This is a genomic window from Inhella crocodyli (assembly GCF_004004565.1).
Taxonomy (GTDB): Bacteria; Pseudomonadota; Gammaproteobacteria; order Burkholderiales; family Burkholderiaceae_C; genus Inhella; species Inhella crocodyli.
The window spans coordinates 655,504-680,851 of the sequence record NZ_SACM01000001.1; the positions used below are offsets into that span (position 1 = coordinate 655,504).

A 25,348-nucleotide genomic window follows, 5' to 3' on the forward strand; every position below is an offset into this window, starting at 1 on the left:
CCCGCCGTGCGAACGCTCACTGCTTGCGAACGATGACGCTGCCGATGGAGTAACCCGCCCCAAACGAACAGATCACGCCCAAATCGCCCGACTTCAAATCGGCCCGGTGCTCGTGGAAGGCGATGATGGAACCGGCCGAGGCGGTGTTGGCCCACTCGTCCAAGATGATCGGGGCCACGGCACTGCCGGCGTCGGCGCCCACCAACTTCTTGATCACGAACTGGTTCATGCCCTGGTTGGCTTGGTGCAACCAGAAACGGCCGACCGCCTGGGGCGCAAAGCCCAATTTGCCCAGGTGCGCCTCGATGTGGGCAGCGGCCAGGGGCACGACCTCCTTGAACACCTTGCGCCCCTCTTGGCGAAAGGTCTTGTCGCGCTCGGTCCAGTTGCTGTCTTCGCAACGGTTCATGAAGCCGAAGTTGTTGCGGATGTTGTTGCTGTACTGGGTGGCCAATTGGGTGCCCAGCACCGTCCAGCGCTCGGTCGACACAGCGGACTCTGCCGGCTCGATCAAGATGGCCGTGCACACGTCGCCGAAGATGAAGTGGCAGTCGCGGTCGCGCCATTCCAGGTGGGCGCTGGTGATTTCGGGGTTGACCACCAACGCGCACTGGGCCGACCCGCAGCGAACGGCATTGACGGCCTGCTCGATGGCAAAGGTGGCACTGGAACAGGCCACGTTCATGTCAAAGCCGTAGCCCTTGGCCCCCAGTGCGGCCTGGATTTCGCAGGCCATCGCGGGGTAGGCACGTTGCATGTTGGCGGCGGCGCAGTACACGGCGTCGATGTCGCTGGCGGCACGGCCGGCTTGCTCGCAGGCCTTTTTGGCGGCATCCACGGCCATCTCGGCCATCACGCTCCACTGGTCGTCGGCGCGAGCCGGGATGCGCGGGTACATGCGCATCGGGTCCAGCACGCCGGCCTTGTCCATCACATAGCGGTTCTTGATGCCAGAGGCCTTCTCGATGAACTCGACACTGCTGTGGGACAGGGCCTCCTGGCGGCCCGCGGCGATGTCCGCGGCGTGCTCGGCATTGAAGCGGTCGACGTAGGCGTTGAAGGCCTCGACCAACTCGGCGTTGCTGATCTGGTGCGGGGGCTGGTACAGGCCGGTGCCGGTGATGACGACGTCGCGCATGGCGCAGGCTCCTCGGGGGTGTTCTTGTTGGGGCCTCAGTGTAGTGAGGGCCCTCCCAGGGCCTCATGGATCGCGTCCTTCAGCTCGGCCCAGCTGTACTGGGCCTGGGCACCCAACAGACCCAGGCGGCCGAACACGGGCACCAGGCCGTAACGCGCCCACGTGGCGTCCACCGCGCCGCCGCAGGCCATGGCCTCGGCCAAAAGCTCGCCCGCCACCGTGGTGGGGGCCACGCCGTGGCCGCCGAAGGCTTGGGCAAACCACAGGCCGTCGCTCAGGCGGCCCAGTTGCGGCATCTGGTGGGCGGCGTAACTCATCAGGCCGCCCCACGCGAAGTCGATGCGGGCAGAAGCCAGTTGCGGGTAGACCTTGAGCAAGTCGGCCTTCAGCAACTGTGCGATGCGCTCAGGGTGGCGCTCCAGGATGGAGATGCGCCCGCCCCACAGCAAACGGCCGTCGGGCGGACGGCGGTAGTAGTCGAAGGCGAAGCGGTTGTCGTACACCGCCGCCGGGGTGCGCACGGGGTGGTCGGCCAGCGGCTCGGTGACCAGCACGTAGGTGGCGATGGGCAAGCGGGCGCGCTCCAAGCGCGGCAGCACGCGTTGCAGGTAACCACCGCCCGCGACCACCAACTGCGGCGCGCACAACCGCCCTTGCGGGGTGTGCAGCCGCCATTCGTTGCCCAAGCGCTCGACGCGCAGCACTGGGCTGTGCGGGTGCACCGCCCCGCCCTGCCCTGTCACGGCGCGGGCCAGGCCCTGGGCGTAGCGCAGGGGGTGGAAGTGGAAGGCGTCGCGCTCGACCAGGGCGCCGCCGTAGCGCTGGGTGGCAAGGCCCTCGCGCACTTCATCGGGGCCGATGGCGTCCCATTGCACGCCGAAGTGCTGGGCCATGAGCCGGGCTTGTCCAGCCATCGCCCGGCGCGAGCGGGCGGTGTCGAACCAATCGACCCACCAAGCGCCGCCTTCGACGCGATCGCAGTCGATGTCGAAACGCTCGATGCGTTGCCGAATCAGCGCGACGGCGTCGCGCGTCAGACCGTACAGGGTGCGGGCGGTCTCGGGGCCCCAATCGGCCAGCAATCGGGCCGGATCGCGGCTGTAGCCGCCGAACACGAAGCCCCCATTGCGCCCGCTGGCGCCATGGCCCACCGCGTGGGCCTCCAGCACCGCCACCTGGGCGATGCCCCGGTCTTGCAGACCACAGGCCACGGCCAGACCGGCCAAACCCGCGCCCAGCACAGCGACTTCGGCGTGCCGATCGCCCACCAAGGCTGGCAGGTCGGCTTGGGGGGCGGTGGCTTGGTAGTACGTGTTGTCGGGCAGCGGCATGGGGCCGCAGCCTACGTCAGGCCAAGGTCAAGCCCGCAGGGCTTGGGCCTCGCGGGCCAACTGCGTGATGCGCGCCCAATCGCCTGCGGCGATGGCATCCGGCGGCGTGAGCCAGGAGCCGCCGCACACGCGCACGTTGGGCAGGCTCAAAAACTCCGGTGCCGTCTTGAGCGAAATGCCGCCCGTGGGGCAAAACGCCACGTCGGGGAACGGGCCTGCCAGGCCCTTGAGCATGGCCACGCCACCCACGGCCGTGGCCGGGAACAACTTCAGAAACCGGTGACCGGCGTCGTTGGCCCGCATGACCTCGCTGGCGCTGGACACGCCGGGCAACAGGGGCAGCGCCACGTCCTGGCAAGCGGCACTCAGGCGCTCGGTGAAGCCTGGGCTGACACCGAACACGCAGCCGGCGTTCTTGGCGGCCACCGCATCCGCGGCGGTGCGCAGGGTGCCCGCGCCGAGCACGGCCTCGGGCACGGCCTTGGCAATCGCTTCCATCGCGGCCAGGGCCACCGGGGTGCGCAGGGTCACTTCCAGGACCTTGACGCCCCCAGCGACGAGGGCCTGGGCCAAAGGCACGGCGTCTTGCAGGCGTTCAATGACGATGACAGGGATCACGGGGCCATGGCTGGCCAGGGAGTCGAGGGTGCTCATGGGTTTCGGGGATGTCGGGGGTTCACAGCCAGGTGATGGCGCCTTCTTCGGCGGCGGAAACGAGGCGGCGCATGCCACCGAACAATTCGCGACCCAGGCCGTGCGCGTTGTCGGCCGCTTGGGCTTCTTCAATCTGAGCGCTCGGGCGCGAAGCCCAGTCGGTGGTGTCCACCAGGGCCGTCAGCGTCCCGGCCACCGCATCCAGGCGGATCAGGTCACCGTCGCGGACTTTGGCCAAGGGCCCGCCAGCCAGGGCCTCGGGGCTGACATGGATGGCGGCCGGCACCTTGCCGGAGGCGCCACTCATGCGGCCATCGGTCACCAGCGCGACCTTGAAGCCCTTGCCCTGCAACACGGCCAAGGGGGGCGTCAGCTTGTGCAACTCGGGCATGCCATTGGCCTTGGGGCCTTGGAAGCGAACGACCACCACCACATCGCGGTCGAGCTCGCCTGCCTTGAAGGCGGCTTGCATGGCCTCCTGCGAGGTGAAAACCCGGGCTGGGGCTTCGATCACATGGCGATCCTCCGGCACGGCGGACACCTTGATCACCGCGCGCCCCAGGTTGCCCGCCAGCAATCGCAGGCCCCCGGTGGGACTGAAGGGCTCGGCGGCGGTGCGGACGATGCTCGCGTCCACCGGCGACTTCGGCAGCTCACGCCAAACCAACTTCCCGCCTTCCATCCACGGCTCTTGGGTGTGGGCGCGCAGGCCGCCGGCCGCCATGGCCGGCACCTCGTGCATCAATCCGGCGTCCAACAACTCGCGGATCACAAAGCCAGGTCCGCCGGCGGCCTGGAACTGGTTCACGTCGGCCGTGCCATTGGGGTACACACGGGCCAACAAGGGCACGACGCCGGACAACTCGCTGAAGTCGGTCCAGTCGATCAGGACGCCGGCGGCGCGGGCCACGGCCACCCAATGGATCAGGTGGTTGGTGCTGCCACCGGTGGCCAGCAGGGCCGCCATGGCGTTGACGATGCAGCGCTCGTCCACCAACTTGCCGATCGGCTTGTCTCGCGCACTCAGCAGCAGGCGAACCGCTTCGTCGGTCAGAGCTTGGCGCAATCCCGCGTGGGGGTGCACGAAAGCGGCGCCGGGCACGTGCAAGCCCATCGCCTCCAAGAGCATTTGGTTGCTGTTGGCCGTGCCATAGAACGTGCAGGTGCCGGCGCCGTGGTACGCCGCCTCCTCGGCCTTGAGCAGCTCTTCCCGACCCACCTTGCCTTGTGCGTACAACTCGCGCACCTTGGCCTTGTCGCTGTTGGACAGGCCCGAACTCATGGGGCCGGCCGGCACGAACAGGGTCGGCAGGTGGCCGAAGTGCAGCGCCCCGATCAGGAGGCCGGGCACGATCTTGTCGCAAATGCCCAGCATCAACGCGGCATCAAAGACGTCGTGGGTCAGTGCCACGGCCGTGCCCATCGCGATGGTGTCGCGGCTGAAAAGGCTCAACTCCATGCCGGGCAGCCCTTGGGTCACCCCGTCGCACATGGCGGGAACCCCACCCGCCACCTGAACCGTCGCCCCGCAGCGGGCGGCCGCGGCGCGGATCTGCGCCGGGTAGGACTCGTAGGGCTGGTGGGCGCTCAACATGTCGTTGTAAGCGGTGACCACGCCCAAGTGCGGCACACGCTCGGCGACGATCTTCAGCTTGTCATGGGCGGGCATCGCGGCAAAGGCATGTGCCACGTTGGCGCAGCCCATGCGGTCGCTGCCCCGCTGCCGCTGCGACAGGCGATCGATCTGCGCCAAATAGGCAGTCCGCGTGGCCCGACTGCGCTCCACGATTCGCGCGGTAACGCGCTCCAGCACGGGATGCAAGGCGACGGGCTGAGACATGGATGTAACTCGCTACTCAAAAGTTAAGTAACTGTATTACATCGACCGGCGGGCCGCCAGCCCCTGCGGGGCTTTAGGTGGTCGGCGTGGGGCTGCTTTGGGCGCGCGCTCGGTCCAAGTCCGAAGCCGTGTCGATGTCCATCAACACGCCGGGGTCGTCGACCACCACCGGTTGAGCCGCGAAGCGCATCAGCAAACGCCGAGCGCCCTCGTCGCCTTGCAAGGCAATCAGTTCCGAATACAACTCAGAGGAAAACCCCACCGGATGGCCGCGCTGCCCCCGGTACTGCGCGAACACCACCGGATCCTGCGACAAGCTGGCGGCCACGGCCCGGATGGACGCTGGCTGCACCAGGGGCATGTCGCCCGGCAAGATCAACCAACCCGGCGCCGAGGCAGCGGCCGTCACGCCGGCCGCGATCGACCGCCCCATGCCATGGGGCCCATCCTCAGGCAACACGACCGTGTCACGGGCGGCCACGCTGCGACGCACCAGCGGTGCCAGTGCCGGCGTGCACACGACGATGACCCTTAGTTGCGTAGCCAATGCAGCGGCCAGCGTGCGCCCCAGCACCGTGCTGCCCCCAAGGGACTGCTCGAGCTTGTGGCCCGTGCCAGCAAAGCGCGACCCTTGGCCGGCTGCCAACACGATGACCACGGGATGCATGCTGACCACGAACGCCTCCTCGCCCGACGACCGGTCTCCTCCGGTCTTGTTGCACCGCAGAATGCGCCCGTGCCCGCCCTGGACCAATGGGGCCTTCCATTACGGAAAAACCTTCTTCGGAGACACCCGCATGAATTGGCTTTCTGACATGCGAAAAACCTACGACCGCGGCGAGTTGGAAGAGAGCGCGGCCGAATCGTTGCCCCTGCAGCAATTCCGCCAATGGTTCGACGAGGCCTTGGCCGCCAAGGTCCCCGAACCCAACGCCATGACCTTGGCCACCGTGGGCCCCGACGGTCAGCCCAGCACGCGAATCGTGCTGGTCAAGGACGTGGACGAACGGGGATTGGTTTGGTACACCAACTACGAAAGCCGCAAAGCCCAGGAGTTGGCGCAGAACCCGCATGCGGCGCTCCAGTTCCATTGGGTCAGCCTGGAGCGTGTGGTTCGCATCGAAGGCAAGGTCGAGCGGGTGAGCGCCGCCGAGAGTGACGCCTACTACGCCAGCCGCCCGCTGGACAGTCGCTTGGGCGCTTGGGCCAGCCCCCAGAGCCAGGTCATTGCCAACCGGGCGGTGCTGGTGGCCAACGCCGCCAAAGCCGCCGCACAACACGGGTTGAACCCGGCCCGTCCGCCCCACTGGGGCGGCTTTCGCTTGGTGCCAAACGCCTGGGAGTTCTGGGCAGGACGACCCAGCCGCTTGCACGATCGGTTGCGCTACCGCTGGATCGACGGTCAGTGGGTGCGAGAGCGACTCGCCCCCTGACTTGTGCTCAGGGGACCGGTTGCGCCTCGACCACCCGGTAAAACAGACCGTAAGGGTCGTCCTTCAGCACCGCCAACACGCCTTCGACAAGCACCGGCTCCAAGGTGTAGCGCACCGGGGTCAAGCTGCGAACTTCCACAAGGCCCTCGGGGCCGGCAGGCACGCAGAAATTGCAACTGGTGGGCACGCTCGACAGCAGGAAGTGCTTCTGACGATCGCCAGGCTCCAGCGGCATCATGAAACCCTGGATCTTGACCTTCTGCTGGTGCAGGGCCGCGATCTCGGTGGGGAACTGGGGCACCAGTTTCTTCTTCTCGACCTTGGTGGTCACCGAAGACAGCAGGCTCCAAGACAGCACACCCGCCTTCTCCTCCAACGGTTTGAACGGGCTCCGGGGGTCGTGGTAGCCGGGTCCCTGGCCAAAGGGCGAGGCCGCCCCGTTCGTGCGCGTTTGGGCGCCTGCGGTGACCACAACCAAGGCCAGGGCCAAGGCCCACCAGGGCTTAGTGCGCATGCTTCATCCCGCAGTACTTGCCAATGCCGAGGCCTTTGCAGCGGGCCTGCAAGGCCTTCAAGCACTCGGCCTCCGGCTTGCCCGATTCCAGGCAGCGCGCAGCCTCTTCGTGGGCTTGGGCCATCGCCCGGTGGCGTGCGATGTCTTCCTTGACATGCTCGTCCAGTTTGGGCTGCGCCCACGTAGGGGCCACCAGCCCCAAGACCAATGCAGCCCCGAAGGCCCGCAGTGCGTGTTTCATCGTCGATCCTTCAATGCCGTCAACGCGGCGCTTGCAACAACTGAGTGACATCGGTGCGCATCGCCCGCCAAGCCGGGCCGGCTGCAGCGACGAGGGCCAGAGCCACCCCCACCGGCCAGAACCACCACTCGGTGGGGCTCCAGAAGCCTGGATCCAAGGGTAGCGCCTGCCGCCCCGCCAACCAATGGGCCAGCAGCGCGAGGGCGCCATGGGCGGCTGCCAAGCCCAATGCCAGGGAAGCGGTAACGACCATCACCGCCTGTGCGGCCACCATCACGGCCAAACGCCAAGGGGCGGCCCCCATCAGGCGCATGAGGGCCAAATCGCCCTGGCGTTCGCGCACCAGGTTCAACTGTGTGATGAACAAGGACAACAGGCTGCTGAGCAAAAGCAGCGCCCCAAACCCTTGCAGCACTTCGCGCCCAGCGCCCACCATGCGCAGCAGGCGTGCGCTCTCCAGCGCAGGCGAGGCCGCCTGCAAACCGTCTTGCGCATTGATCCAGCGGGGCAGCATGGCCGCGGCCAAGGGGCTGCGGTAGCGCACCAAGGCCAGCGTCACTTCGCGGGCCTCGACCATCTCGGCGCGATCGCTGTCGTCCAGGGCGTGCATGTCTTCGTGCACCAGCCACACCGACGCCAGATCTGTCAGGGCCAAGCGATCGAGTGCGCTGCCGGTGGGCGCCAGCACGCCCACCACGATGTACGGATGGCTGTCATGGGCATGCCCACCCTCGCCAAGGCCGTGGCTTCCCGCAAAACGGTCGCCCACCTTCAGGCCTGTGGCACGTGCCACCTCGGCCCCCAGTACCGCCTCGAGCGGTGCTTGCCAAGGCCGCCCAGCGGCCAAGCGAGCACCGTACAAATCCAAGTACGAAGGCTCGCTGCCTACGATGCGCCAACCCTTGACGCTGTCACCCAAACTCAGGGGCCATACCTGGGCCACCAGGGGCTGCTGCCGAAGGGTTTCGATGGTGGACAGGGGGATGTTCCCCGTTGGCACGTCCAGGTGGAAAACCCCCGACAGCATGATCTGCATGGGGCTGCCCTTGGCCCCGACGACCAAGTCGATCCCGGCCAAGTCGCGCTGGACGCGTCGGTCCACCTGCTCACTGACCAACACGACAAACGCCACCGCTGCCCAGCCCAAGGCCAGCAGCAGCACGCTCAAGCCGGCAGCGGCGGGACGCGCCGCCAAGAAGCGCCAAGCCAGGCCCCAGAGCCTCATGAGCGCGCCCCCAGGGTGAGTGTCCGAAGTCGCGAGCCCATTTGCGTTCCCAGGTGGTCGACCACGCGTGCATCGTGGGTGGCCACCAAGAGACCCACCCCATGTTCCTGCACGATTTCACTCACCAAGGCCAACAAGCGGGCCGTGGCGTCGTCGTCCAAGCTGCTGGTGGGCTCGTCCAAAAGAAGCAGCTTCGGCGCCCGAACCAGTGCCCTTGCCAGGGCTGCCCGTTGTAACTGCCCCCCGCTGAGTTGCTCGGGCACGCGATCGAGCAACTCGCCGATGCCCAAGCGATCGGCCATGTGTTGGATTCGCTCAACCGGTGCGCGCTGGCCCGCCGCCACAAAAGGCAAAGCCAGGTTCAAGCGCAAGCTCAGGCCGTCACAGAGGTGCAGTCGCTGGGGCATGAGCCCCATCACTTGTCCGCGCCAGGCATCCCGCTGCGAAGTGGACATGGCCCCCAATTCGCGACCGGCCAGCCAGACCCGCCCAGCCGACGGGCGTCGCAACCCCGCCAGCAGGGCCAACAAGCTGCTCTTGCCGGCCCCAGAGGCACCCCGCAGCAGCAGGTGCTCGCCCACCGCCAGCGTCAGGTCGGGAAATGCGAGTTGAGGGCCGTCGCGGTAGGTCAGGGAAAGCCCTTGCCAAGCGATCGTGGCCTCCGACGACTCGGGATGGGTCACGGCTTCAACAACGACTGGAAGGTCCGCTGGAACTTGTCCACCTTGGGCGCCACCACGAACGCGCAATAGCCCGCATCCGGGTGGTTCTCAAAGTAGCGCTGGTGGTAAGCCTCGGCCGGGGTGTAGTTCGATCGGGGCAACAACTCCGTCACCACCCGCCCGCCCCAGGCCGCCTGGGCCTCGGCCAACACTTCGCGTGCCACCTCTTCTTGGGCAGCGGTGTGGGTGTAGATGCCGCTGCGGTACTGGCTGCCGACGTCGTTGCCCTGGCGGTTCAGGGTCGTCGGGTCGTGAACCGCGAAAAACACGCGCAGCAACTGTGACAGGTCGAGCGCCCGCGGGTCGAATTCCACCTGAACCACTTCAACGTGGCCGCTGTGCCCTGAACAAACCTGCTCGTAGTTCGGGTTTGGTGCGTGACCGTTGCAGTAACCGCTTTCCACCGCCAGCACGCCGCGAACCCGAAGGAACACCGCTTCCAGGCACCAGAAGCAGCCCCCGCCCAGGGTGATCGTTTCGGTCGATGGCGGTGGGGACGGGGCACGGACTTCCATAGTGCCCGGGAGCATAGCGTCGCCATCGGCAGCGCCGGCCATGGGTGCGAAGATGACCCGCGATGCGCGAGTTGTTTGTCCTTTTGATGCTGCCGCCGGCCGGGCCTCTGATCGTGGCGGTGGCGGGCTTTTTGGTGCTTCGCCGCTGGCGTGGCGGTCGATGGCTCGTGGGGCTGGCACTGGCCGCCGCGTGGGCCTTGAGCGCCGATGCGGTGGTGGAGCCCCTGGGTTGGGCTTGGTCTCGGGTGCCGCCCAGCGCAGAAATCCGCCAAAGCTTGGACCGATTGCATGGCGACCGCCACACCGTGGTCTTGGTCTTGGGGGGCGGCTTGGCCCGCGGCGCCCATGCCGACGGCGGCTACGACCTCCGGCTCGAGAGCGCCGAGCGCCTGCGACGCGGCGCCTGGTGGGCCCGACGGCTTGAGTTGCCGCTGGCTTTCACCGGGGGCCGTGCCCTGACTGCCGCGGCCGACCAGCCGACAGAAGCCGAACTCGCCGCCCAAGTGGCCCTTTCCGAGTTGGGTCGCCCCCTGGCCTGGGCCGAAGACCGTTCGGTCGACACCCGGGGCAACGCCCAGTTGAGTGCCGCATTGCTGCAAACCCACGGGGCGCGGCGGGTGGTGTTGGTCACCCACGCTCTGCACATGCCGCGGGCCCTGCGTGCCTTCCGAGAGGCGAATCCAGAGATCGAGTTTTTGGCGGCCCCCGTTGGGCGGGATCTCCAGGCCCCCAAGTTGCTCGAGAACTACTTGCCCAGCGTGACCGGCGTTCAAAGAGGGCGGTACCTGTTGTACGAGGTGGCCGGGTACGTGGCGGGCAAGTAGGGCACCACGCAGGCTTCTTGGGCCCCAAATAGCAACCCCGCCCCATCAGAACAACGGGGCGGGGGCTGGTGGCGAGCCACCGGTGGGGCTCTCGGGCCAATCGTCCGAGGGCTCCTGGCGCGCAAAGATTGCGCCATCGGGGTAGACCTCCGTGGAGGCCTTTGAAAGTTAGGCGACGTCGCGTCCAGCTTCAAGCGCAACGGACTAGGACTTGCCCTCTTGACCTCTGAACAGCTGCTCAAACAGGGCATCCGCCTTGGACTGCACGTGGGCCGGCATTGCGATGACCCGCCCCCACTCGCGCTGCGTTTCGCCCGCCCACTTGCTCGTTGCGTCCAGACCCATCTTTCCGCCCAAACCGCTCACGGGGGATGCGAAATCCAGGTAGTCGATGGGCGTTTGGTCCACGAGCACCGTGTCGCGCACCGGGTCCACCCGGGTCGTGATGGCCCAAATCACGTCCTGCCAGTCGCGGATGTTCACGTCCTCGTCCACCACGACGATGAACTTGGTGTACATGAACTGACGCAGGAAGCTCCACAGACCGAACATCAAGCGCTTGGCATGCCCGGCGTACGCCTTTCGGATGCTGATCACCGCCATGCGGTAGCTGCACCCTTCCGGCGGCAAGTAGAAGTCCACGATCTCGGGGTATTGCTTTTGCAGCAACGGCACAAAGACCTCGTTCAGCGCCATGCCCAGCACCGCCGGTTCGTCCGGTGGCTTCCCCGTGTAGGTCGAGTGGTAGAACGCGCCATGCCGCTGGGTCACTCGGGCCACTTCAAACACCGGGAACCACTCCTGCTCGTTGTAGTAGCCGGTGTGGTCTCCGAAAGGTCCCTCCAAGGCGTGCAGGTACCCATCCACTTCCTTGAGCGGCACCCCCATCTCACTCTCGCCCACGAACCCGGCGGGCGCCGGCGGGATGTGCCCCTCCAGCACCATTTCCGCCGTCGCTGGCACCTGAAGCATCAAGCCCGCCTCACCGACCGAGGTGTCCGCCACCTCGGTTCGTCCGCCACGCAGCAGGCCGGCGAACTGGTACTCGCTGAGCGAATCCGGCACCGGTGTGACGGCCCCCAGGGTGGTGGCCGGATCGGCGCCCAGCGCCACGGCCATCGGAAAGGCTTGTCCGGGATTCGCAAGGCGGAACGCCCGGAAATCCAGCGCGCCGCCGCGGTGGGCCAGCCAGCGCATGATCAGTCGACGAGGACCGATCAACTGCTGCCGGTAAATGCCCAAGTTCTGGCGCGTCCTGGGCGCCGGCACCGATTGCGGCCCTCGTGTGACCACCAAGCCCCAGGTCAACAGGGGGCCCGCATCGTCCGGCCAGCAATGCTGGATGGGCCAGCGGCTCAGGTCAACCTCCTGGCCTTCCAGGATCTCTTCCTGGCACGGTGGCCGGCGGTCAACGCTCGGTCGCATCTGCCACACCGATTTCACCAGCTCGAAAAGCCGCCCTGCGTCCTTGAGACCCTTGGGCGGCTCCGGCTCTTTGAGGGCGGCCAGCACGTGCCCCACCTGGCGCAGCGACGCCAAGTCGGTGGCCCCCATGCCGCGGGCCACTCGCCCCACTGTCCCGAACAGGTTCGCCAGCACGGGTCGATCGCCGGGTTGCGGGTTGGCGAACCACAAGGCCGGTCCTTGCGCACGCAGCACCCGATCGCTAAGGGCGGTCATTTCCAGGCGCGTGGCCACTGGATCCGTCACGCGACGGAGTTCACCGTCGCGCTCCAGAGCCGCCAGAAAGTCCCGCAGGTCCGTGTACTTCATAACCAATAGTTCTTTTAGTATTAACCAATAACCTTGACCGGTTATGACGAGCTTTGCAGAATCCGCGCCGGCCGAACAGCATCGGGTTTACCCGGGCTCAACCGCCATCCCGCCACTTCTGGAAGTTCATGCGTCCGACCCACTCACTCCGAACCAAGCTGCGCCAACTGGGCAGCGGATTCTCTGTGTTTGCCAAAGACGTGGGCCAAGGCCTGCTTCTCGTCAGCCACAACACCTTGGCCTTGCTGGGCCTGTTGTTGTTGAGCCTGTTGGTGGCCTTCACCAGCCAGCCGCAATGGCGGGAACGCGTTGAGCACCAAGCCTTCGCGTGGCTGGCGGAGCGGGCAAGCGCCCGCGCGGAGCGAGAAGGCGACAGCTTGGCGTTGGCCAGCGATCCGGACGCCGTGACACGGGCCACCTTCGCCGAAGCCGAAACGCTCAGCGCCCAACAGCGCCAAGTGGCCCAATGGCTCTCGCGCAAGTACAAGGTGGCCCCCGAAGCCATGAACCGCTTGGTCTTGGAAGCCTGGGAAGCGGGGCGTTTGGCACGGGTGGAGCCCACTTTGGTGCTGGCGGTGATGGCCGTGGAGTCGGGCTTCAACCCATTTGCGCAGAGCCCCGTTGGCGCGCAGGGCCTGATGCAGGTCATGACGCACGTGCACGACGACAAGTACGAAGCCTTCGGGGGTCAGCGAGCGGCCTTGGACCCGGTCACCAACTTGCGGGTTGGGGTGCAGGTGCTGCGCGAATGCATCCAGCGCGCGGGCGGTGTGGCCGAGGGGCTGCGCTACTACGTGGGGGCGGCCAACATGGCCGACGACGGTGGCTACGCGGCCAAGGTCCTCTTCGAAGCCGACCAACTGAAGGCGGTGCTGGCGGGCAAGCGACCGCCCATGGCCGCGCCTTCGGCGCCCACCGCCCTGCGCGAAGCCGTGGCCCCTGCCCCGAGTGCATCGGAGGCCGCCGACCACGTCGCTCTCTGGAAACCCTGAGTACACTGCCGCCGCTGCGCGACTGGCGATGAGGGGCTGAAGCCCCGAGGTGGACCACCACCGGGAAGCGCGGCCGGTCACGCCCTGTGGCCGCCTTGAGTCGTTCGCCTGGGCCACCTGCGTCGCATGCTCGACGGTGGCGGCGCGGGCTCATCCAGTACCGGAGCCCTTGTATGAGCACCCTCTCCCCCTTGGCCTTGCCCGAGTCGGACCCCGAGTTGTTCGCCGCGATCGCGGCGGAAACTCGGCGCCAAGAAGACCACATTGAGCTGATCGCCAGCGAAAACTACACCTCGCGCGCGGTGATGCAGGCGCAAGGCAGTCAGTTGACCAACAAGTACGCCGAGGGCTACCCCGGCAAGCGCTACTACGGCGGGTGTGAATACGTGGACGTGGCCGAGCAATTGGCGATCGACCGCTTGAAGCAACTGTTCGGAGCGAACTTCGCCAACGTGCAGCCCAACAGCGGCTCTCAAGCCAACCAAGCCGTGTTTTTGGCCTTGCTGCAACCCGGTGACACCATCTTGGGCATGAGCTTGGCCGAAGGCGGCCACTTGACGCACGGCATGTCGCTGAACATGAGCGGCAAGTGGTTCAAGGTCGTCAGCTATGGCCTGAATGCTCAAGAGGCGATCGACTACGACGCCATGGAGCGCTTGGCCCACGAGCACAAGCCCAAGATGATCATCGCGGGCGCTTCGGCTTACAGCCTGCACATCGACTTCGAGCGTTTTGCCAAGGTGGCCAAGGCCGTCGGCGCCTACTTGATGGTCGACATGGCCCACTACGCCGGCTTGATCGCGGCTGGGGTGTACCCGAGCCCGGTGCCCTATGCCGACGTGTGCACCAGCACCACGCACAAGAGCCTTCGTGGTCCGCGGGGTGGCGTCATCGTTTGCAACGACGAAACCATCGCCAAGAAGATCAACAGCGCCGTGTTCCCTGGCTTGCAAGGCGGTCCGTTGATGCACGTCATCGCGGGCAAGGCCGTGGCCTTCAAGGAGGCCCTGACGCCAGAGTTCAAGGCCTACCAGCAGCAGGTGGTGGCCAACGCGCAAGTGCTGGCCACGCGCCTGACCGAGCGCGGCTTGCGCATCATCAGCGGCGGCACGCAGAGCCACGTCATGCTGGTGGACCTGCGTCCCAAAGGCATCACCGGCAAGGACGCCGAGGCGGTGTTGGGCAGTGCGCACATGACCTGCAACAAGAACTCGATCCCGAACGACCCGGAAAAACCGATGGTCACGAGCGGCATCCGCCTTGGCACGCCAGCGCTGACCACCCGCGGCTTCAAGGAAGCCGAGACGCGCCTGACCGCCGACCTGATCGCCGACGTGTTGGACGCCCCCCGCGACGAGGCTGTGATCGCTCGCGTCCGAGCCCAGGTGGCGACCCTCACCCAGGCCTTCCCGGTCTACGGCTGACGAAACGACCCAGCATGCGCTGCCCCTTCTGCTCTCACGCCGAAACGCAGGTCGCGGAAACCCGCGAATCCGACGAAGGCGACGTGGTGCGGCGGCGGCGGCGCTGCCTGGGTTGCGACCGGCGCTTCACCACCTACGAGCGGGCCGAGATCGCCCTGCCCATGGTGATCAAGAAGGACGGGGCCCGCAGCGAGTTCGACATGACCAAACCCCGCGCCTCCATGATGTTGGCGCTGCGCAAGCGCCCCGTGAGCACCGAGCAGGTCGATGCAGCCCTGGAGCGCATCCAGGAACAGATCCTGGCGCAGAACGACCGGGAAGTGCCGAGCAGCCGTATCGGTGAGTTGGTGATGCGTGAACTGCGAAAGATCGACAAAGTCGCCTACGTTCGCTTTGCGTCGGTGTACCGAAGCTTTGAAGACATCGACGAGTTCCGAAAACTGATCAAGGACATCTGAGCGATCCACCACGAAAGGGGCCCACGGGCCCCTCGCTTTTTGGGGGGGATGGGCGAGGCGGTTTCCCCCTTTTGGGGGTCGCGACAAGCGAGGCGCCGATTTCTAGAGTGCGTGCATTCCGTCACGTGCTTCTGGAGGCCCCTCATGAACGCCACCCCCTCCCGTGGATTCACCGTGATCGAGGGCTTGGTTTGCCTGTCGATCGCCAGCCTGCTGACCGCGGTCGCGGTGCCCGCCAGCAGCGCGCTGATGCAACGCCACCGCGCGCAGGGGCAATCCAGCCAATTCGTGGCCCACTTTCACCAGGCCCGGATGCAATCCATCGGCAACGGAGCATCCCTCCACCTGCGCTTCTTTGAGCACAGCACGGGCACGGGTTACACCTTGCACCAGGGGAACCGAGATGCCTGCACCCTGACGCCACAAGGCCTGCCCGACTGCACCGATGGCGCGCAGCTGATCGCGACCGAGTGGCTGCCGGCGGAACGCGGTGTTCGCTTGCAAGCGAACGTCGCCCGGATGACCTTGAACCCCGGCACGATGACGGTGACGCCCACCGGCTCGGTGACCGTGCGCGACAGCTCGGGCACGGGGCACCAGCACACGGTCGCCATCACGGGCCGCATCCGCAGCGAGGTGCTGCGGTGAGGGCGCGAACCCGAGGCTTCAGCCTGATCGAAACCTTGGTGGGGGCTGCGTTGGTCGCCCTGCTGGCGGCCATGGGCTACCCCTCGTACGCCGAACAGGTTCAGTTGGCACGGCGTGCCGATGCCTGGGACGCACTGGCGCGCTTGGCCCTGGCGCAGGAGCGGCATCGCAGTCGGAACACCACGTTCGCCGATGACCTGGACGCTCTCGGGCAGCCGCCGCACTCGCCAGCCCAGCACTACCGAGTTCGCGTCAGCACCGCCGATGCCGAAGGCTACGTGCTCGAAGCCTGGCCCTCGCCGGGCTCGTCACAGACCGGCGACCTCCGTTGCCAACGCCTGCGCGTCACGGTCCAACGAGGCGTGCTGCAGCGTGCGTCCTACGACCGCCAAGGCCAGGACAGCACCCGACGGTGCTTCGTGTCATGACCCGCGCGTTGGGCATGACTTTGGTGGAGTTGTTGGTCGGTCTGGCCGTCGGACTCTTCCTGGTCGCTGGCGCGAGTGGCCTGATGGCCACACAACTGCAAGCGCAAAAGGGGCTCCACTTGGAGCTCCAGGTTCAACAGGAAATGCGGGCCATCGCCGCCCTCATGCGCCGCGAGTTGGGCGCCGCCGGGGCCTGGGGCCAACCCGATCATGGGGTGTGGGCGGCAGACCGGGGCAAGGGAAGGCCGAATCCGTTCGCCGACGTGGACTTTGACGCGGGCACGCAAACGCTGCGCTTCGCCGCCAGCCAGTCGGCCACCGACCCAGCCGTGCCGGAGGATGACCGGCTGGACGACGCCGATCTCAAAGCGTTCAGGCTTCGGGGAAGCACGCTGGAGTTCCGCACCGACGGTGGCCGCTTTCAGCCCCTGAACGATCCCAGCACGGTGGCCATCCGCCGCTTCGAAGTTCAGATTGAACGCGTCGAACGGTCGTTAGAGGCCCTGTGCCCGCAATCCTGCGATGGCTGGGGCGACTGCCCACCTCGCCTGCTCACCCGATCGCTGCGCGTGAGCCTGGACGCGGAAGCCAGCCAAGACGCGGGTGTTCAGCAGCGCTGGACGTGGCGCTATCGCCTCCCAGCCGACACCTTGAGCGGGAGCTGTCGACCATGAGAAGCCCTCATCACCATGGCATGAGCACCCTGTTCGTCGTGATCGCACTCTTTTTCGTCACGGCCCTGGCAGGTGCCTTTGCCAATCGACACCTGTTGACAGAGCTTCGCGTCGCCCGCCTGGTCGGTGACGACCGTCGCGCCCAGGTGGCGGCAGAGCAAGGCTTGGAGCGGGCGCTGACCTTGATGAACGGCGACAGCGTGGACGATGAATGCCAAGCCACTCCGAGTGGCCACCGATCGGCCATGGACCGCTGGATCCGCCCCCTCGATTCTGGGCACTTGGTGAGCCGCCGCGACGCTCAAGACGCCACGGTGCTGTTGTGCGACCGCGGCCCGACGGACGATTGGCGCTGCCGGTGTGCCGGCGACCAGGCCCCGGTGGGTCGTGCTGCCGAGGCCACCCCAAGCAGCTCGGTGCGGGTTGCCTTGCAGCCCGTGCCAAGCCAGCCGGGCCAGCTGTGGCTTGCGGCGCACGGCTGCGCCGAGGCCAGCGCCGGATGCGCGGCGCCAGCGCCCACCGCCGACGCTGCCCAGGGCCGGGGCAGCCAGCGTCGCATGCAAGTGGCCTTGCTGCCGGCGCTGCGTCAAGTCCCGAGCGCAGCCCTGGTGGCAGGTGGCGCGGTGGACCTGGGCGACGGCATGGCGGTGGTCAATACCGACGCCGCAACCGGCGGTGTCGCGCTGCGCAGCGGTGGCCGGCTGGCTGGCAGCGATGGTGCGCTGATTGGCCCCAACGGCGCACGGTCGGGAGAGCAAGTTTTGTCGCACGACACCGAGTTGGCGCAACTGCGGCCGCAAGAACTCCTGCGACGCCTTGTCGGCATGTCCCTCGACGCTTGGACGCGGCACCCCGCCCTGAGGGTGCTGCGATGCGAAGCACGCTGCGATGCCAGCAGCGTGGCGGCCGTGTTCAACCAGGGGGCGCGCTTCGTTTGGGTTGACGGGTCCCTGCGCGTGGACCGCGAGGTCCAATGGGGCGAGCCTGAGCGACCGCTGGCCCTGTTGGTGGGCGGGGATCTGGATTGGTCGGCGCCATCGCGCTGGCGGGGCGCCTTGCTGGTGGGCGGGGAGGCCCGCCTGTCGGGAGGAACGGGCCAAGCGCGCTTCGATGGCGGTGTGGTGGTCGGCGGTGGGGTGCGCGGTGACGCCAGCGTCCAAATCGTTCATCAGGCCAAGCTCCTGCGCTTGCTGCAGCACCAGGTCGGCAGCTTCGTGCGGGTGCCCGGGAGTTTGGGAGCCGCACCATGAACCGTTCACCCGTCCGTGGCACGTCCTTGGTGGAGGCCCTGATCGCGCTGGTGGTCATGGCGGTCGGGATGCTCGCAGCCTTGGGACTGCAAGCCCGGCTGCGCGGCCATGCCGACGAGGTTCGCCAAGGATTGGTGGCCCTCCAGCTGGCCCAGCAAACCCTGGACGACGCGCAAGCGGACTGGGCGCTGAACGACACCGGTCCGCCAAGTCCCCAGCACACCACCGTCGAACGCGAGGGCGCCCGTTTTGACGTGCGCAGGTCGGTCAGCGCCATCGGGACCTCAGGGTGGGCGCTTCAGGCCGAAGTGCGGTGGGACGGCCGCTCGGGCCCCGAGCAAGCGGTCCTGCAGCACGTGCTCAGTGCCGGTGGCCCCAGCCTATGGGCCGCCTTGGTGGAAGGGCCTCTGGGGGGATCACCGCAATGGGCGAGCCCCACAGGGCACGCAGGCATCCCCCCGCAAGCGCAGCGCTTGAGCCCCCAGCGGCTGTGGCTGCGGGCCAGCGCCACGGCCCGGTGGGGCTGGTTGATCGAATCCCACAGCGGCCGTGTCACGCACACCTGCGAATCGTCAGGCGAACCCGACCTGGCCCGCCTCGCCCAAGCCGATGCCGCCCTGTGCACGCCACAGTCGCAGCCGAGCGTTCTCGTCAGTGGACACGTGCGACTGTCCCGAGCCGGATCCGCCGACGAGGCCGACGACGAGGTCCCCGATCTGGGCGTTCAGCTGCACCTCACGAGCGAGCCCCATTTGAGCCCGCCGGTCTGCACCGTCCAGCGGAAACGCACGGTCGTCGACTACCAATGCGCTGTGCTGCTGCGCAGCCCCAGTCTCCAGGACCCTTCGGCTTACTGGAGCGGGCGCACCGATCTGACCGGACTGCCCTTCGGAGACGGGGGTTTTCGCGTCTGTCGGCACACCGGCGACCGCAACGGCAATGGCGAGATCGACAACGACGAGCACCCCGCCTCGTACCGACGGGTGCAAGCGTCGCTTCGCCATCAGCACTTCCTGCTCGTGCCCCATGCCCTGCCCTGCCCCAGGGGCGTGGTGGGGGCCGGCGACGCCTTGCGCCATACCGCCACCGAGCAGCACCAACCCTGAGCCAATCGCACCTGCCTAGACTGGCGGCATGTCGTCCGTCTTGAGCCCTCCCCTCGGCACCGTCCTCGCGCCCCGTGAGGCCATGCAACTGGCCCTGCGTTGGGCCGAGCAGGCCATCGGCCGTTCTGACCCCAATCCGCGCGTGGGCTGCGTGCTGCTGAACCCACAAGGCGGCTTTTTGTCCGCGGGCCACACCCAGGCCGCCGGCGACGCCCACGCCGAAGTCATGGCGCTGCGGCAGGCCCGTGCCCAGGGCATCGACCCCCGTGGCGCCACGGCCGTGGTCACGCTCGAGCCCTGCTCACACCACGGACGCACCCCACCCTGCTGCGACGCGCTGCTGAGCGCAGGAATCGCCCGCGTGATCGTGGCCCTCCAAGACCCCAATCCGCAGGTGGCGGGCCAGGGCCTGGCGCGATTGGCCGCGGCTGGCGTGCAAATCGACCTGGGGCTGATGGCCGATGAGGCCGAGGCCCTGAACGTCGGCTTCTGCCATCGCATGCGCACCGGGCGCCCTTGGGTGCGCTTGAAGTGGGCCGCAAGCCTGGACGGGCTCACGGCCCACCCCGACGGCAGCAGCCAATGGATCACGGGCCCCGAAGCCCGGCGCGATGGCCAGTGGTGGCGCCGCCGCGCGGGGGCCGTGCTCACCGGCGTGGGCACCGTGCTCGCCGACGACCCGCGTTTGGACGTGCGGGATTGGCCTTGCGCGCGACAACCTTTGCGCGTGGTCTTGGACACCCACGCCTCCACCCCGGCCACGGCCCGGGTGCTCCAACCACCGGGTGACGCCCTGCTCGTTCACGGCCCCGACACGAAGGGGACGCAGGCGCATTGGCAAGCGCCGCTGGGCACCGACGGACGCATCGACCTGGCGGCGGTGTTGGACGAATTGGGCCGGCGGGGCACCAACGAACTCCACGTGGAGGCCGGGACGCGACTGAACGGTGCTTGGCTTGGTGCCGACCTGGTCGACGAATTGCTGGTCTACGTCGCGCCCAAGTTGCTGGGACAAGGCCGTGGCGTCGCGCAAGTGCCCCGCGCCCTTCCCTTCGGCGACGCGCAACGCTGGCGCTGGTTGGACCTCACCCCCGTGGGCGAGGATGTGCGACTGAGACTGCGACGCCCCGGGTAATCCCCAACCTACAATCCCGCCCCTATGCCGATGTCCCCCGTGCCCGAATTGGTGGCCGACCTGGCCGCTGGCCGAATGGTCGTGCTGATTGACGACGAAGACCGCGAGAACGAGGGCGACCTGGTCCTGGCGGCCGATCACGTCACGCCCGAAGCGATCAACTTCATGGCCCGGTACGGCCGTGGCTTGATCTGCTTGACCTTGACCCGCGAACGCTGCGAGCGCCTGCAACTGCCGCCCATGGCCGTGCGCAATGGCACGCAACACGGCACGGCGTTCACCGTGTCCATCGAAGCCGCCACCGGGGTCACCACCGGCATCAGTGCCGCCGACCGCGCACGCACGGTGCAAGCGGCCGTGGCCCGCGACGCGCAAGCGAGCGATTTGGTGCAGCCCGGGCACATCTTTCCCTTGCAAGCCCAAGACGGTGGTGTGCTCATGCGCGCTGGCCACACCGAAGCTGGGTGCGACTTGGCGCGCATGGCCGGCTGCAGCCCCGCCGGGGTGATCTGCGAGATCATGAACGACGACGGCACCATGGCCCGCTTGCCGGACCTGGAGAAGTTTGCCGCCGAGCACGGCCTGAAGATCGGCACCATCGCCGACCTGATCGAGTACCGCAGCCGCAACGAAACGCTGATCGAGGTGCGCGGCGAACGAACCATGAGCACCCGCCATGGCGACTTCGAGGCCACGCTGTTTGCCGACCGCACCGGCGCCCAGCACCTGGCCTTGCGCCGTGGCAGCTGGAACGCCAGCGACACGGTCTTGGTCCGGGTGCATGAGCCCCTGTCGGTGTTCGACCTGCTTGACGCCAACGCCTGCGGCCACAGCTGGGGCTTGGACGAGGCCCTGGCCGCCTTGGCGGCCGCACCGGCAGGTGTCGCGGTGCTGCTGAACGTGGGCGATGCCGCAACCGACCTGCCGGCCCGTTTCGCTGGCGAGAGCCGCGGTGCCCCGCGCACCGGCAACATGGACCTGCGCACCTATGGCGTGGGCGCGCAAATCCTGAGGCACCTGGGCGTGCAGCGCATGGAGCTGCTGGGCAGCCCCCGGCGCATGCCCAGCATGGTGGGCTACAACCTCGAGGTGACAGGGTTCCGTCCCTTCGAACAGGCAGGAGCCAAGCATGCAGGGCGCTGAACTCGGCAGCGTCGCCGGCCTGGACGGCCGCGGCCTGCGCGTGGGCATCGTGCGCGCCCGCTTCAACGACGGCATCACCCGCGCGTTGCAAGAGGCCTGCGAAGCCGAACTGGCCCGTCTTGGCGCGTCCGTGGTGGCGCGGGTCGAGGTGGGTGGCGCCCTGGAAGTGCCACTGGCGTTGCAGGCCTTGGCCAAGCGCGGCGGCGTGCATGCCCTCGTCGCCCTGGGCTGCATCATCCGCGGCGAGACCTACCACTTCGAATTGGTGGCCAACGAAAGCGGAGCTGGCGTGACGCGCGTCGGCTTGGATGCCGAATTGCCCATCGCCAATGTCATCCTCACCGTCGAAAACGAGGCCCAAGCTTGGGCCCGCATCGACAAAGGCCGCGATGGTGCCCAAGTGGCCGTCGAAATGGCCCAACTGCTGAAGTTCCTGCGCACGGAGACGCCCTCTTGAACGCCCCCCGCACCTCCAACCGCTCCGCGCGCCGCCAATCCCGCCAAGTCGCCTTGCAGGGCCTGTACCAGTGGCTGCTTGGCGGTGACGACGCCGGCTCCATCGACGCCCACCTGCGCGAGCAGCCGGGCTACGCCAAGTGCGACCAAGGCCACTTGGACTTGCTGCTGCACGGCTGCATCCGCGAGGCCGCGGTGCTGGACGGCGTGCTGGCCGCCCACGTCGACCGCCCGACCAAAGAGCTGTCGCCCATCGAACACGCCATCTTGATGCTGGGCGCATTCGAACTGCAGCACTGCATCGACGTGCCCTACAAGGTCGTCATCAATGAAGGCGTGGAGCTGGCCAAGACCTTCGGTGGCACCGACGGGCACAAGTACGTGAACGGCGTGCTGGACCGCGTGGCCGCGCAACTGCGCCGGGTCGAGGTCGAGGCCGCTCGCAACGCCCCCCGCCCGGCGCGGACGTGAGCGACCCGGTCGCCTACCGCCTGCCGGTCCGCGTCTACTGGGAAGACACCGATGCCGGCGGCGTTGTGTACTACGCCAACTACCTGAGGTTTTTGGAGCGCGCCCGCTCCGATTGGCTGCGGACCCTCGGCATGAACCAAGAGGTCGAGCGTCACCGCAGTGGCCTTGTGTTCGTGGTGCATCACGTGGATGCCAGCTACCTCAAGCCCGCCCGACTGGACGACCTGCTGGAGGTGCGCGTGGGCGCGGCCGACGCCCGCAGCGCCAGCCTCACCTTCGTCCAAAGCATCTGGCGAGGCGACACCGAGTTGCTGCGCGCCCGCGTTCGCGTGGCCTGCGTGGACGCCGCGAACTTCAAGCCCCAGCGCCTGGATCCTGCCCTTTTGCAACGCCTGACCTCAGCCCCACTCGCCCGCTGAACCGCCCATGAACCAAGACCTGTCCATCTTCGCCCTGGTCGCCCAGGCCAGTCTCATCGTTCAACTGGTGATGGCCGCGCTGCTCATCGTGTCCGTGGCCAGTTGGAGCGTGATCTTCAGCAAGCTCTTTGGCCTGGCCAAAGTTCGCAAGGCCAACGACGCCTTCGAGCAAGATTTTTGGAGCGGCCGCAACCTCAACGAGCTGTACCAAGGCGTGAGCAACAAGGTGCCGGAAGCACCGCTGGCCCGCATCTTTGCCGCTGGCATGCGCGAGTTCTTGAAGCTGCGCGAGCGCCGCGTCACCGACACCGGCGCCATGCTGGACGGCGCCCGCCGCGCAATGCGCGCCAGCTACCAGCGCGAAGTGGACGCGCTGGAAAGCAACCTGTCGTTCTTGGCCTCCGTGGGCTCGGTGTCGCCGTACGTGGGCCTCTTTGGCACCGTGTGGGGGATCATGCACGCCTTCGTCGGCCTTTCGAACCTCACGCAGGTCACGCTGGCCACCGTGGCGCCGGGCATCGCCGAGGCCCTGGTCGCCACGGCCATCGGCCTGTTTGCCGCCATCCCGGCGGTGATTGCCTACAACCGATTTGCCCGCCAAATCGACCGCAGCGCCATCACCTTGGAGACCTTCATCGAGGAGTTCTCCAACATCCTGCAACGCAACGCCAGCCAGCCGGCGCAGGGGGCCTGAGATGCCAGGCGTCGTGGGCCGCGGCGGCCGCCGCCGCACGATCAACGAGATCAACATGGTCCCGTTCATCGACGTGATGCTGGTGCTGCTGATCATCTTCATGGTCAGCGCTCCGCTCATCACCACCGGCGTGGTGGACCTGCCCAGCGTGGGCAAAAGCAAGCAACAGCCGGAGAGCGTGCTGCAGGTCATCGTCAAGCAAGACGGCAGCTTGCAGTTCAAGCGCGACAACGGGGAGCCCCAGGACGTGACCCTGGCCCGCGTGGCCGAGGTGGTGAAGTCCGCGCAGGGCAACAGCAGCACGACGCCAGTCGTGATCCAGGCCGACCGCCAAGTGAAGTACGAGTCGGTGGTGCAAGTCATGGACAAGCTGCAGCAGGCCGGTGTGGCCCGGGTGGGCCTGGCCGTGCGCCAAGGCAAACCCGGCTGAGCGCTTGACCCATTCCTTGACGGCGATGCAGACCCTGCCCTGGCGCCCGCAGCACGATCCCGGCCTGGGCCGAGGCATCGGCTTGGCCCTGGGCGCCCATGCCCTGCTGCTCGTGGCCCTCAAATTTGGGCTGGATTGGCGCACCACCAACCACGAGCCCGCGTTCGAAGCCGAGTTGTGGTCGGCCGTGCCCCAGGCCGCCGCGCCCCGCGCGGTCGAGCCGCCTCCGCCGCCCCCAGAACCCGAAGTCCAAACGCGTCCAGCGCCGACGCCGGTGGAAGACCCCAGCGCGGCGCAACGCGACGCCGACATTCGCCTCGAACGCGAGCGCGAGCGCAAGGAGCGCGAAAAGGAACGCCTGCGGCTGGAGAAAGAACGGCAAGAGAAGCTGAAGGCCGACAAAGCCAAAGCCGACAAGCTCAAGGCCGAGAAACAGCGCGCCGAAGAGGCCAAGCTGGCCAAGGACAAGGCTGAGAAGGACCGCCTCGACAAGCAGCGCCAAGCCCAGCGCGACCAGCAGTTGGCCGAGGCGAAGCGCGAGCAGTTGCGGCAAGAGCAACTGCGCCGCATCCAAGGCATGGCGGGCGCCAGCGGCGGTGCCCAGGCCACGGGCACCGCCCTGCAAAGCAGCGGGCCGAGCGCCAGCTACGCCGGTCGGGTGATGGCCCGGGTGCGACCGAACATCCGCCCCCCTAAGGACTTCCCTCGTGAACTGGTGACCGACGTGTTGGTCCGCCTGGGGCCGGATGGCACGATCTTCTCGGCCACCGTGCGGCGCGGGAGTGGCAACGCAGAGTGGGACGAATGGGCCGTGCGCGCCGTGCTGGCCACGGCCAAGCTGCCCTTGGACACCGACGGCACCGTGCCGAAGGAAATGGTGATCGGGATCAGGCCGAACGAGTGAGTCGGCGCGGCCAGAGCGCGTCCAGGCTCAAGCGCCCCGGCCCCCAAAACCAGATCCCCAAGAGCAAGGCCCCCCACAACTGGTGCTGGGCCAAAGCGGCTGGGGCGACCTCGCTGAGGCTCAACACCGCCACGCCATTGAGCACGAACAAGCCCGCCGCGGCGAAGCGCCCGCCCAACCCCAGCAGCAGCAAGGCCGGCAGCAAGAGCTCCCCCCCGGTGCCCAGCACCGCCGCCACGTGGGGGTCCAACAGGGGGACGGCGTACTCGTCTTGGAACAGCGCCAAGGTCGAGTCCCAGTCGCGCACCTTGGTCAGGCCGGACAAGAAGAAGGCCTGCGCCACCACCCAACGCGCGCCCAGCATCAACACAGATTGCACGGCGCCCACCGCCAAAGCCCATCGCGCAGGCACCTGCGCTTGCATGCTGGGGCCATTGCCAGCGTCCGTGGCCAATCGAAACAAGGTGTGCAGCATGGGGGGCATGAAATGGCTCCTGAAAAATGAA

Annotated in this window: 30 protein-coding genes and 1 riboswitch; of the genes, 18 read left to right on the forward strand and 12 right to left on the reverse strand. The window is 67.5% G+C overall.

All coding sequences use genetic code 11. The features are described from left to right. Positions 1 to 16: 16 nt before the first annotated feature. The 5 genes from EOD73_RS03070 to EOD73_RS03090 form a co-directional block, all read right to left on the reverse strand. Complete coding sequence (locus EOD73_RS03070) at positions 17 to 1,138, reverse strand: beta-ketoacyl-ACP synthase III (protein WP_127680749.1); 1,122 nt, start codon at positions 1,136 to 1,138, stop codon at positions 17 to 19. A 35-nt stretch (positions 1,139 to 1,173) separates the two neighbouring features. After that, positions 1,174 to 2,469, reverse strand: coding sequence for an NAD(P)/FAD-dependent oxidoreductase (locus tag EOD73_RS03075; RefSeq protein WP_127680751.1), 1,296 nt, complete (start codon positions 2,467 to 2,469; stop codon positions 1,174 to 1,176). 27 nt (positions 2,470 to 2,496) lie between these two features. Beyond that, on the reverse strand, positions 2,497 to 3,123 hold the full coding sequence (gene eda, locus EOD73_RS03080; RefSeq protein ID WP_127680753.1) for a bifunctional 4-hydroxy-2-oxoglutarate aldolase/2-dehydro-3-deoxy-phosphogluconate aldolase: 627 nt from the start codon (positions 3,121 to 3,123) through the stop codon (positions 2,497 to 2,499). A gap of 22 nt (positions 3,124 to 3,145) precedes the next feature. Continuing rightward, positions 3,146 to 4,963 (reverse strand): phosphogluconate dehydratase, encoded by a 1,818-nt coding sequence (gene edd / locus EOD73_RS03085; RefSeq protein WP_127680755.1) that lies wholly within the window; start codon positions 4,961 to 4,963, stop codon positions 3,146 to 3,148. A gap of 73 nt (positions 4,964 to 5,036) precedes the next feature. Then, the gene (locus EOD73_RS03090; protein ID WP_127682388.1) at positions 5,037 to 5,630 is read right to left on the reverse strand and encodes a nucleotidyltransferase family protein; all 594 of its coding nucleotides are present in this window, start codon (positions 5,628 to 5,630) and stop codon (positions 5,037 to 5,039) included. Between the two features lie 130 nt (positions 5,631 to 5,760). On the opposite strand from EOD73_RS03090, the gene pdxH reads away from it, so the two are divergent. Continuing rightward, entirely contained in the window at positions 5,761 to 6,396 is a 636-nt protein-coding gene (gene pdxH / locus EOD73_RS03095; protein ID WP_127680757.1) for a pyridoxamine 5'-phosphate oxidase, read from the forward strand. Positions 6,397 to 6,403: 7 nt separating this feature from the next. On the opposite strand, the gene EOD73_RS03100 is transcribed toward pdxH, so the two are convergent. From EOD73_RS03100 to msrA, 5 genes are read right to left on the reverse strand one after another with little or no spacing between them, the layout of a single operon-like run. Beyond that, entirely contained in the window at positions 6,404 to 6,910 is a 507-nt protein-coding gene (locus EOD73_RS03100; protein WP_127680759.1) for a DUF3299 domain-containing protein, read from the reverse strand. Next, positions 6,900 to 7,151 (reverse strand): hypothetical protein, encoded by a 252-nt coding sequence (locus EOD73_RS03105; RefSeq protein WP_127680761.1) that lies wholly within the window; start codon positions 7,149 to 7,151, stop codon positions 6,900 to 6,902. The genes EOD73_RS03100 and EOD73_RS03105 overlap by 11 nt, the downstream gene beginning before the upstream one ends. 19 nt (positions 7,152 to 7,170) lie before the next feature. After that, a complete protein-coding gene (locus tag EOD73_RS03110; protein WP_127680763.1) occupies positions 7,171 to 8,376 on the reverse strand; it encodes an ABC transporter permease in 1,206 nt (401 codons plus the stop codon). After that, a complete protein-coding gene (locus EOD73_RS03115; protein ID WP_240660571.1) occupies positions 8,373 to 9,059 on the reverse strand; it encodes an ATP-binding cassette domain-containing protein in 687 nt (228 codons plus the stop codon). The genes EOD73_RS03110 and EOD73_RS03115 overlap by 4 nt, the downstream gene beginning before the upstream one ends. Then, on the reverse strand, positions 9,056 to 9,628 hold the full coding sequence (msrA, locus tag EOD73_RS03120; protein WP_240660572.1) for a peptide-methionine (S)-S-oxide reductase MsrA: 573 nt from the start codon (positions 9,626 to 9,628) through the stop codon (positions 9,056 to 9,058). Before msrA ends, EOD73_RS03115 begins: the two co-directional genes overlap by 4 nt. 47 nt (positions 9,629 to 9,675) lie before the next feature. Here msrA and EOD73_RS03125 point away from each other — a divergent pair, with 47 nt between their 5' ends. After that, on the forward strand, positions 9,676 to 10,437 hold the full coding sequence (locus EOD73_RS03125; protein ID WP_127680765.1) for a YdcF family protein: 762 nt from the start codon (positions 9,676 to 9,678) through the stop codon (positions 10,435 to 10,437). 204 nt (positions 10,438 to 10,641) lie between these two features. Here EOD73_RS03125 and EOD73_RS03130 read toward each other — a convergent pair whose 3' ends face one another. After that, the gene (locus EOD73_RS03130) at positions 10,642 to 12,210 is read right to left on the reverse strand and encodes a UbiD family decarboxylase (RefSeq protein WP_127680767.1); all 1,569 of its coding nucleotides are present in this window, start codon (positions 12,208 to 12,210) and stop codon (positions 10,642 to 10,644) included. A gap of 185 nt (positions 12,211 to 12,395) precedes the next feature. Between EOD73_RS03130 and EOD73_RS03135 the strand changes: the two genes are divergently transcribed. The 16 genes from EOD73_RS03135 (at position 12,396) to tolA (ending at position 24,842) form a co-directional block, all read left to right on the forward strand. After that, on the forward strand, positions 12,396 to 13,202 hold the full coding sequence (locus EOD73_RS03135) for a lytic transglycosylase domain-containing protein (protein WP_240660573.1): 807 nt from the start codon (positions 12,396 to 12,398) through the stop codon (positions 13,200 to 13,202). 8 nt (positions 13,203 to 13,210) lie between these two features. Continuing rightward, a riboswitch (ZMP/ZTP riboswitch) is annotated at positions 13,211 to 13,323 on the forward strand. A 52-nt stretch (positions 13,324 to 13,375) separates the two neighbouring features. Beyond that, on the forward strand, positions 13,376 to 14,626 hold the full coding sequence (glyA, locus tag EOD73_RS03140; RefSeq protein ID WP_127680771.1) for a serine hydroxymethyltransferase: 1,251 nt from the start codon (positions 13,376 to 13,378) through the stop codon (positions 14,624 to 14,626). A gap of 14 nt (positions 14,627 to 14,640) precedes the next feature. Beyond that, positions 14,641 to 15,084 (forward strand): transcriptional regulator NrdR, encoded by a 444-nt coding sequence (nrdR, locus tag EOD73_RS03145; protein WP_127680773.1) that lies wholly within the window; start codon positions 14,641 to 14,643, stop codon positions 15,082 to 15,084. A 144-nt stretch (positions 15,085 to 15,228) separates the two neighbouring features. Next, entirely contained in the window at positions 15,229 to 15,732 is a 504-nt protein-coding gene (locus tag EOD73_RS03150; RefSeq protein WP_127680775.1) for a pilus assembly FimT family protein, read from the forward strand. Beyond that, positions 15,729 to 16,160, forward strand: a complete 432-nt coding sequence (locus tag EOD73_RS03155; RefSeq protein ID WP_127680777.1) for a type IV pilin protein — start codon at positions 15,729 to 15,731, stop codon at positions 16,158 to 16,160. Before EOD73_RS03150 ends, EOD73_RS03155 begins: the two co-directional genes overlap by 4 nt. Positions 16,161 to 16,183: 23 nt before the next feature. Continuing rightward, complete coding sequence (locus tag EOD73_RS03160; protein WP_164845935.1) at positions 16,184 to 16,834, forward strand: PilW family protein; 651 nt, start codon at positions 16,184 to 16,186, stop codon at positions 16,832 to 16,834. A gap of 20 nt (positions 16,835 to 16,854) precedes the next feature. Further along, positions 16,855 to 18,084: a hypothetical protein gene (locus EOD73_RS03165; RefSeq protein ID WP_127680781.1), complete on the forward strand. Its 1,230-nt coding sequence runs from the start codon at positions 16,855 to 16,857 to the stop codon at positions 18,082 to 18,084. Next, positions 18,081 to 19,190, forward strand: a complete 1,110-nt coding sequence (locus tag EOD73_RS03170) for a type IV pilus modification PilV family protein (protein ID WP_127680783.1) — start codon at positions 18,081 to 18,083, stop codon at positions 19,188 to 19,190. Before EOD73_RS03165 ends, EOD73_RS03170 begins: the two co-directional genes overlap by 4 nt. Positions 19,191 to 19,218: 28 nt before the next feature. Further along, complete coding sequence (gene ribD / locus EOD73_RS03175; RefSeq protein ID WP_240660574.1) at positions 19,219 to 20,325, forward strand: bifunctional diaminohydroxyphosphoribosylaminopyrimidine deaminase/5-amino-6-(5-phosphoribosylamino)uracil reductase RibD; 1,107 nt, start codon at positions 19,219 to 19,221, stop codon at positions 20,323 to 20,325. Positions 20,326 to 20,349: 24 nt separating this feature from the next. Further along, on the forward strand, positions 20,350 to 21,468 hold the full coding sequence (gene ribBA / locus EOD73_RS03180; RefSeq protein ID WP_127680785.1) for a bifunctional 3,4-dihydroxy-2-butanone-4-phosphate synthase/GTP cyclohydrolase II: 1,119 nt from the start codon (positions 20,350 to 20,352) through the stop codon (positions 21,466 to 21,468). Then, positions 21,455 to 21,925 (forward strand): 6,7-dimethyl-8-ribityllumazine synthase, encoded by a 471-nt coding sequence (gene ribH / locus EOD73_RS03185; protein WP_127680787.1) that lies wholly within the window; start codon positions 21,455 to 21,457, stop codon positions 21,923 to 21,925. The genes ribBA and ribH overlap by 14 nt, the downstream gene beginning before the upstream one ends. Next, a complete protein-coding gene (nusB, locus tag EOD73_RS03190; protein WP_127680789.1) occupies positions 21,922 to 22,395 on the forward strand; it encodes a transcription antitermination factor NusB in 474 nt (157 codons plus the stop codon). The genes ribH and nusB overlap by 4 nt, the downstream gene beginning before the upstream one ends. Beyond that, positions 22,392 to 22,814, forward strand: coding sequence for a tol-pal system-associated acyl-CoA thioesterase (gene ybgC, locus EOD73_RS03195; RefSeq protein ID WP_127680791.1), 423 nt, complete (start codon positions 22,392 to 22,394; stop codon positions 22,812 to 22,814). The genes nusB and ybgC overlap by 4 nt, the downstream gene beginning before the upstream one ends. 7 nt (positions 22,815 to 22,821) lie before the next feature. Continuing rightward, a complete protein-coding gene (gene tolQ / locus EOD73_RS03200; protein WP_127680793.1) occupies positions 22,822 to 23,508 on the forward strand; it encodes a protein TolQ in 687 nt (228 codons plus the stop codon). Between the two features lies 1 nt (position 23,509). Next, positions 23,510 to 23,938 carry a protein TolR gene (gene tolR / locus EOD73_RS03205; protein ID WP_127680795.1) on the forward strand — a complete coding sequence of 143 codons (429 nt, stop codon included), beginning with the start codon at positions 23,510 to 23,512 and terminating at the stop codon, positions 23,936 to 23,938. Positions 23,939 to 23,942: 4 nt separating this feature from the next. Beyond that, on the forward strand, positions 23,943 to 24,842 hold the full coding sequence (gene tolA / locus EOD73_RS03210) for a cell envelope integrity protein TolA (RefSeq protein WP_240660575.1): 900 nt from the start codon (positions 23,943 to 23,945) through the stop codon (positions 24,840 to 24,842). Here the strand turns inward: tolA and EOD73_RS03215 are convergent. Further along, complete coding sequence (locus EOD73_RS03215) at positions 24,826 to 25,326, reverse strand: DoxX family protein (protein ID WP_240660576.1); 501 nt, start codon at positions 25,324 to 25,326, stop codon at positions 24,826 to 24,828. The two genes, tolA and EOD73_RS03215, sit on opposite strands and share 17 nt — an antisense overlap. Positions 25,327 to 25,348: the final 22 nt, after the last annotated feature.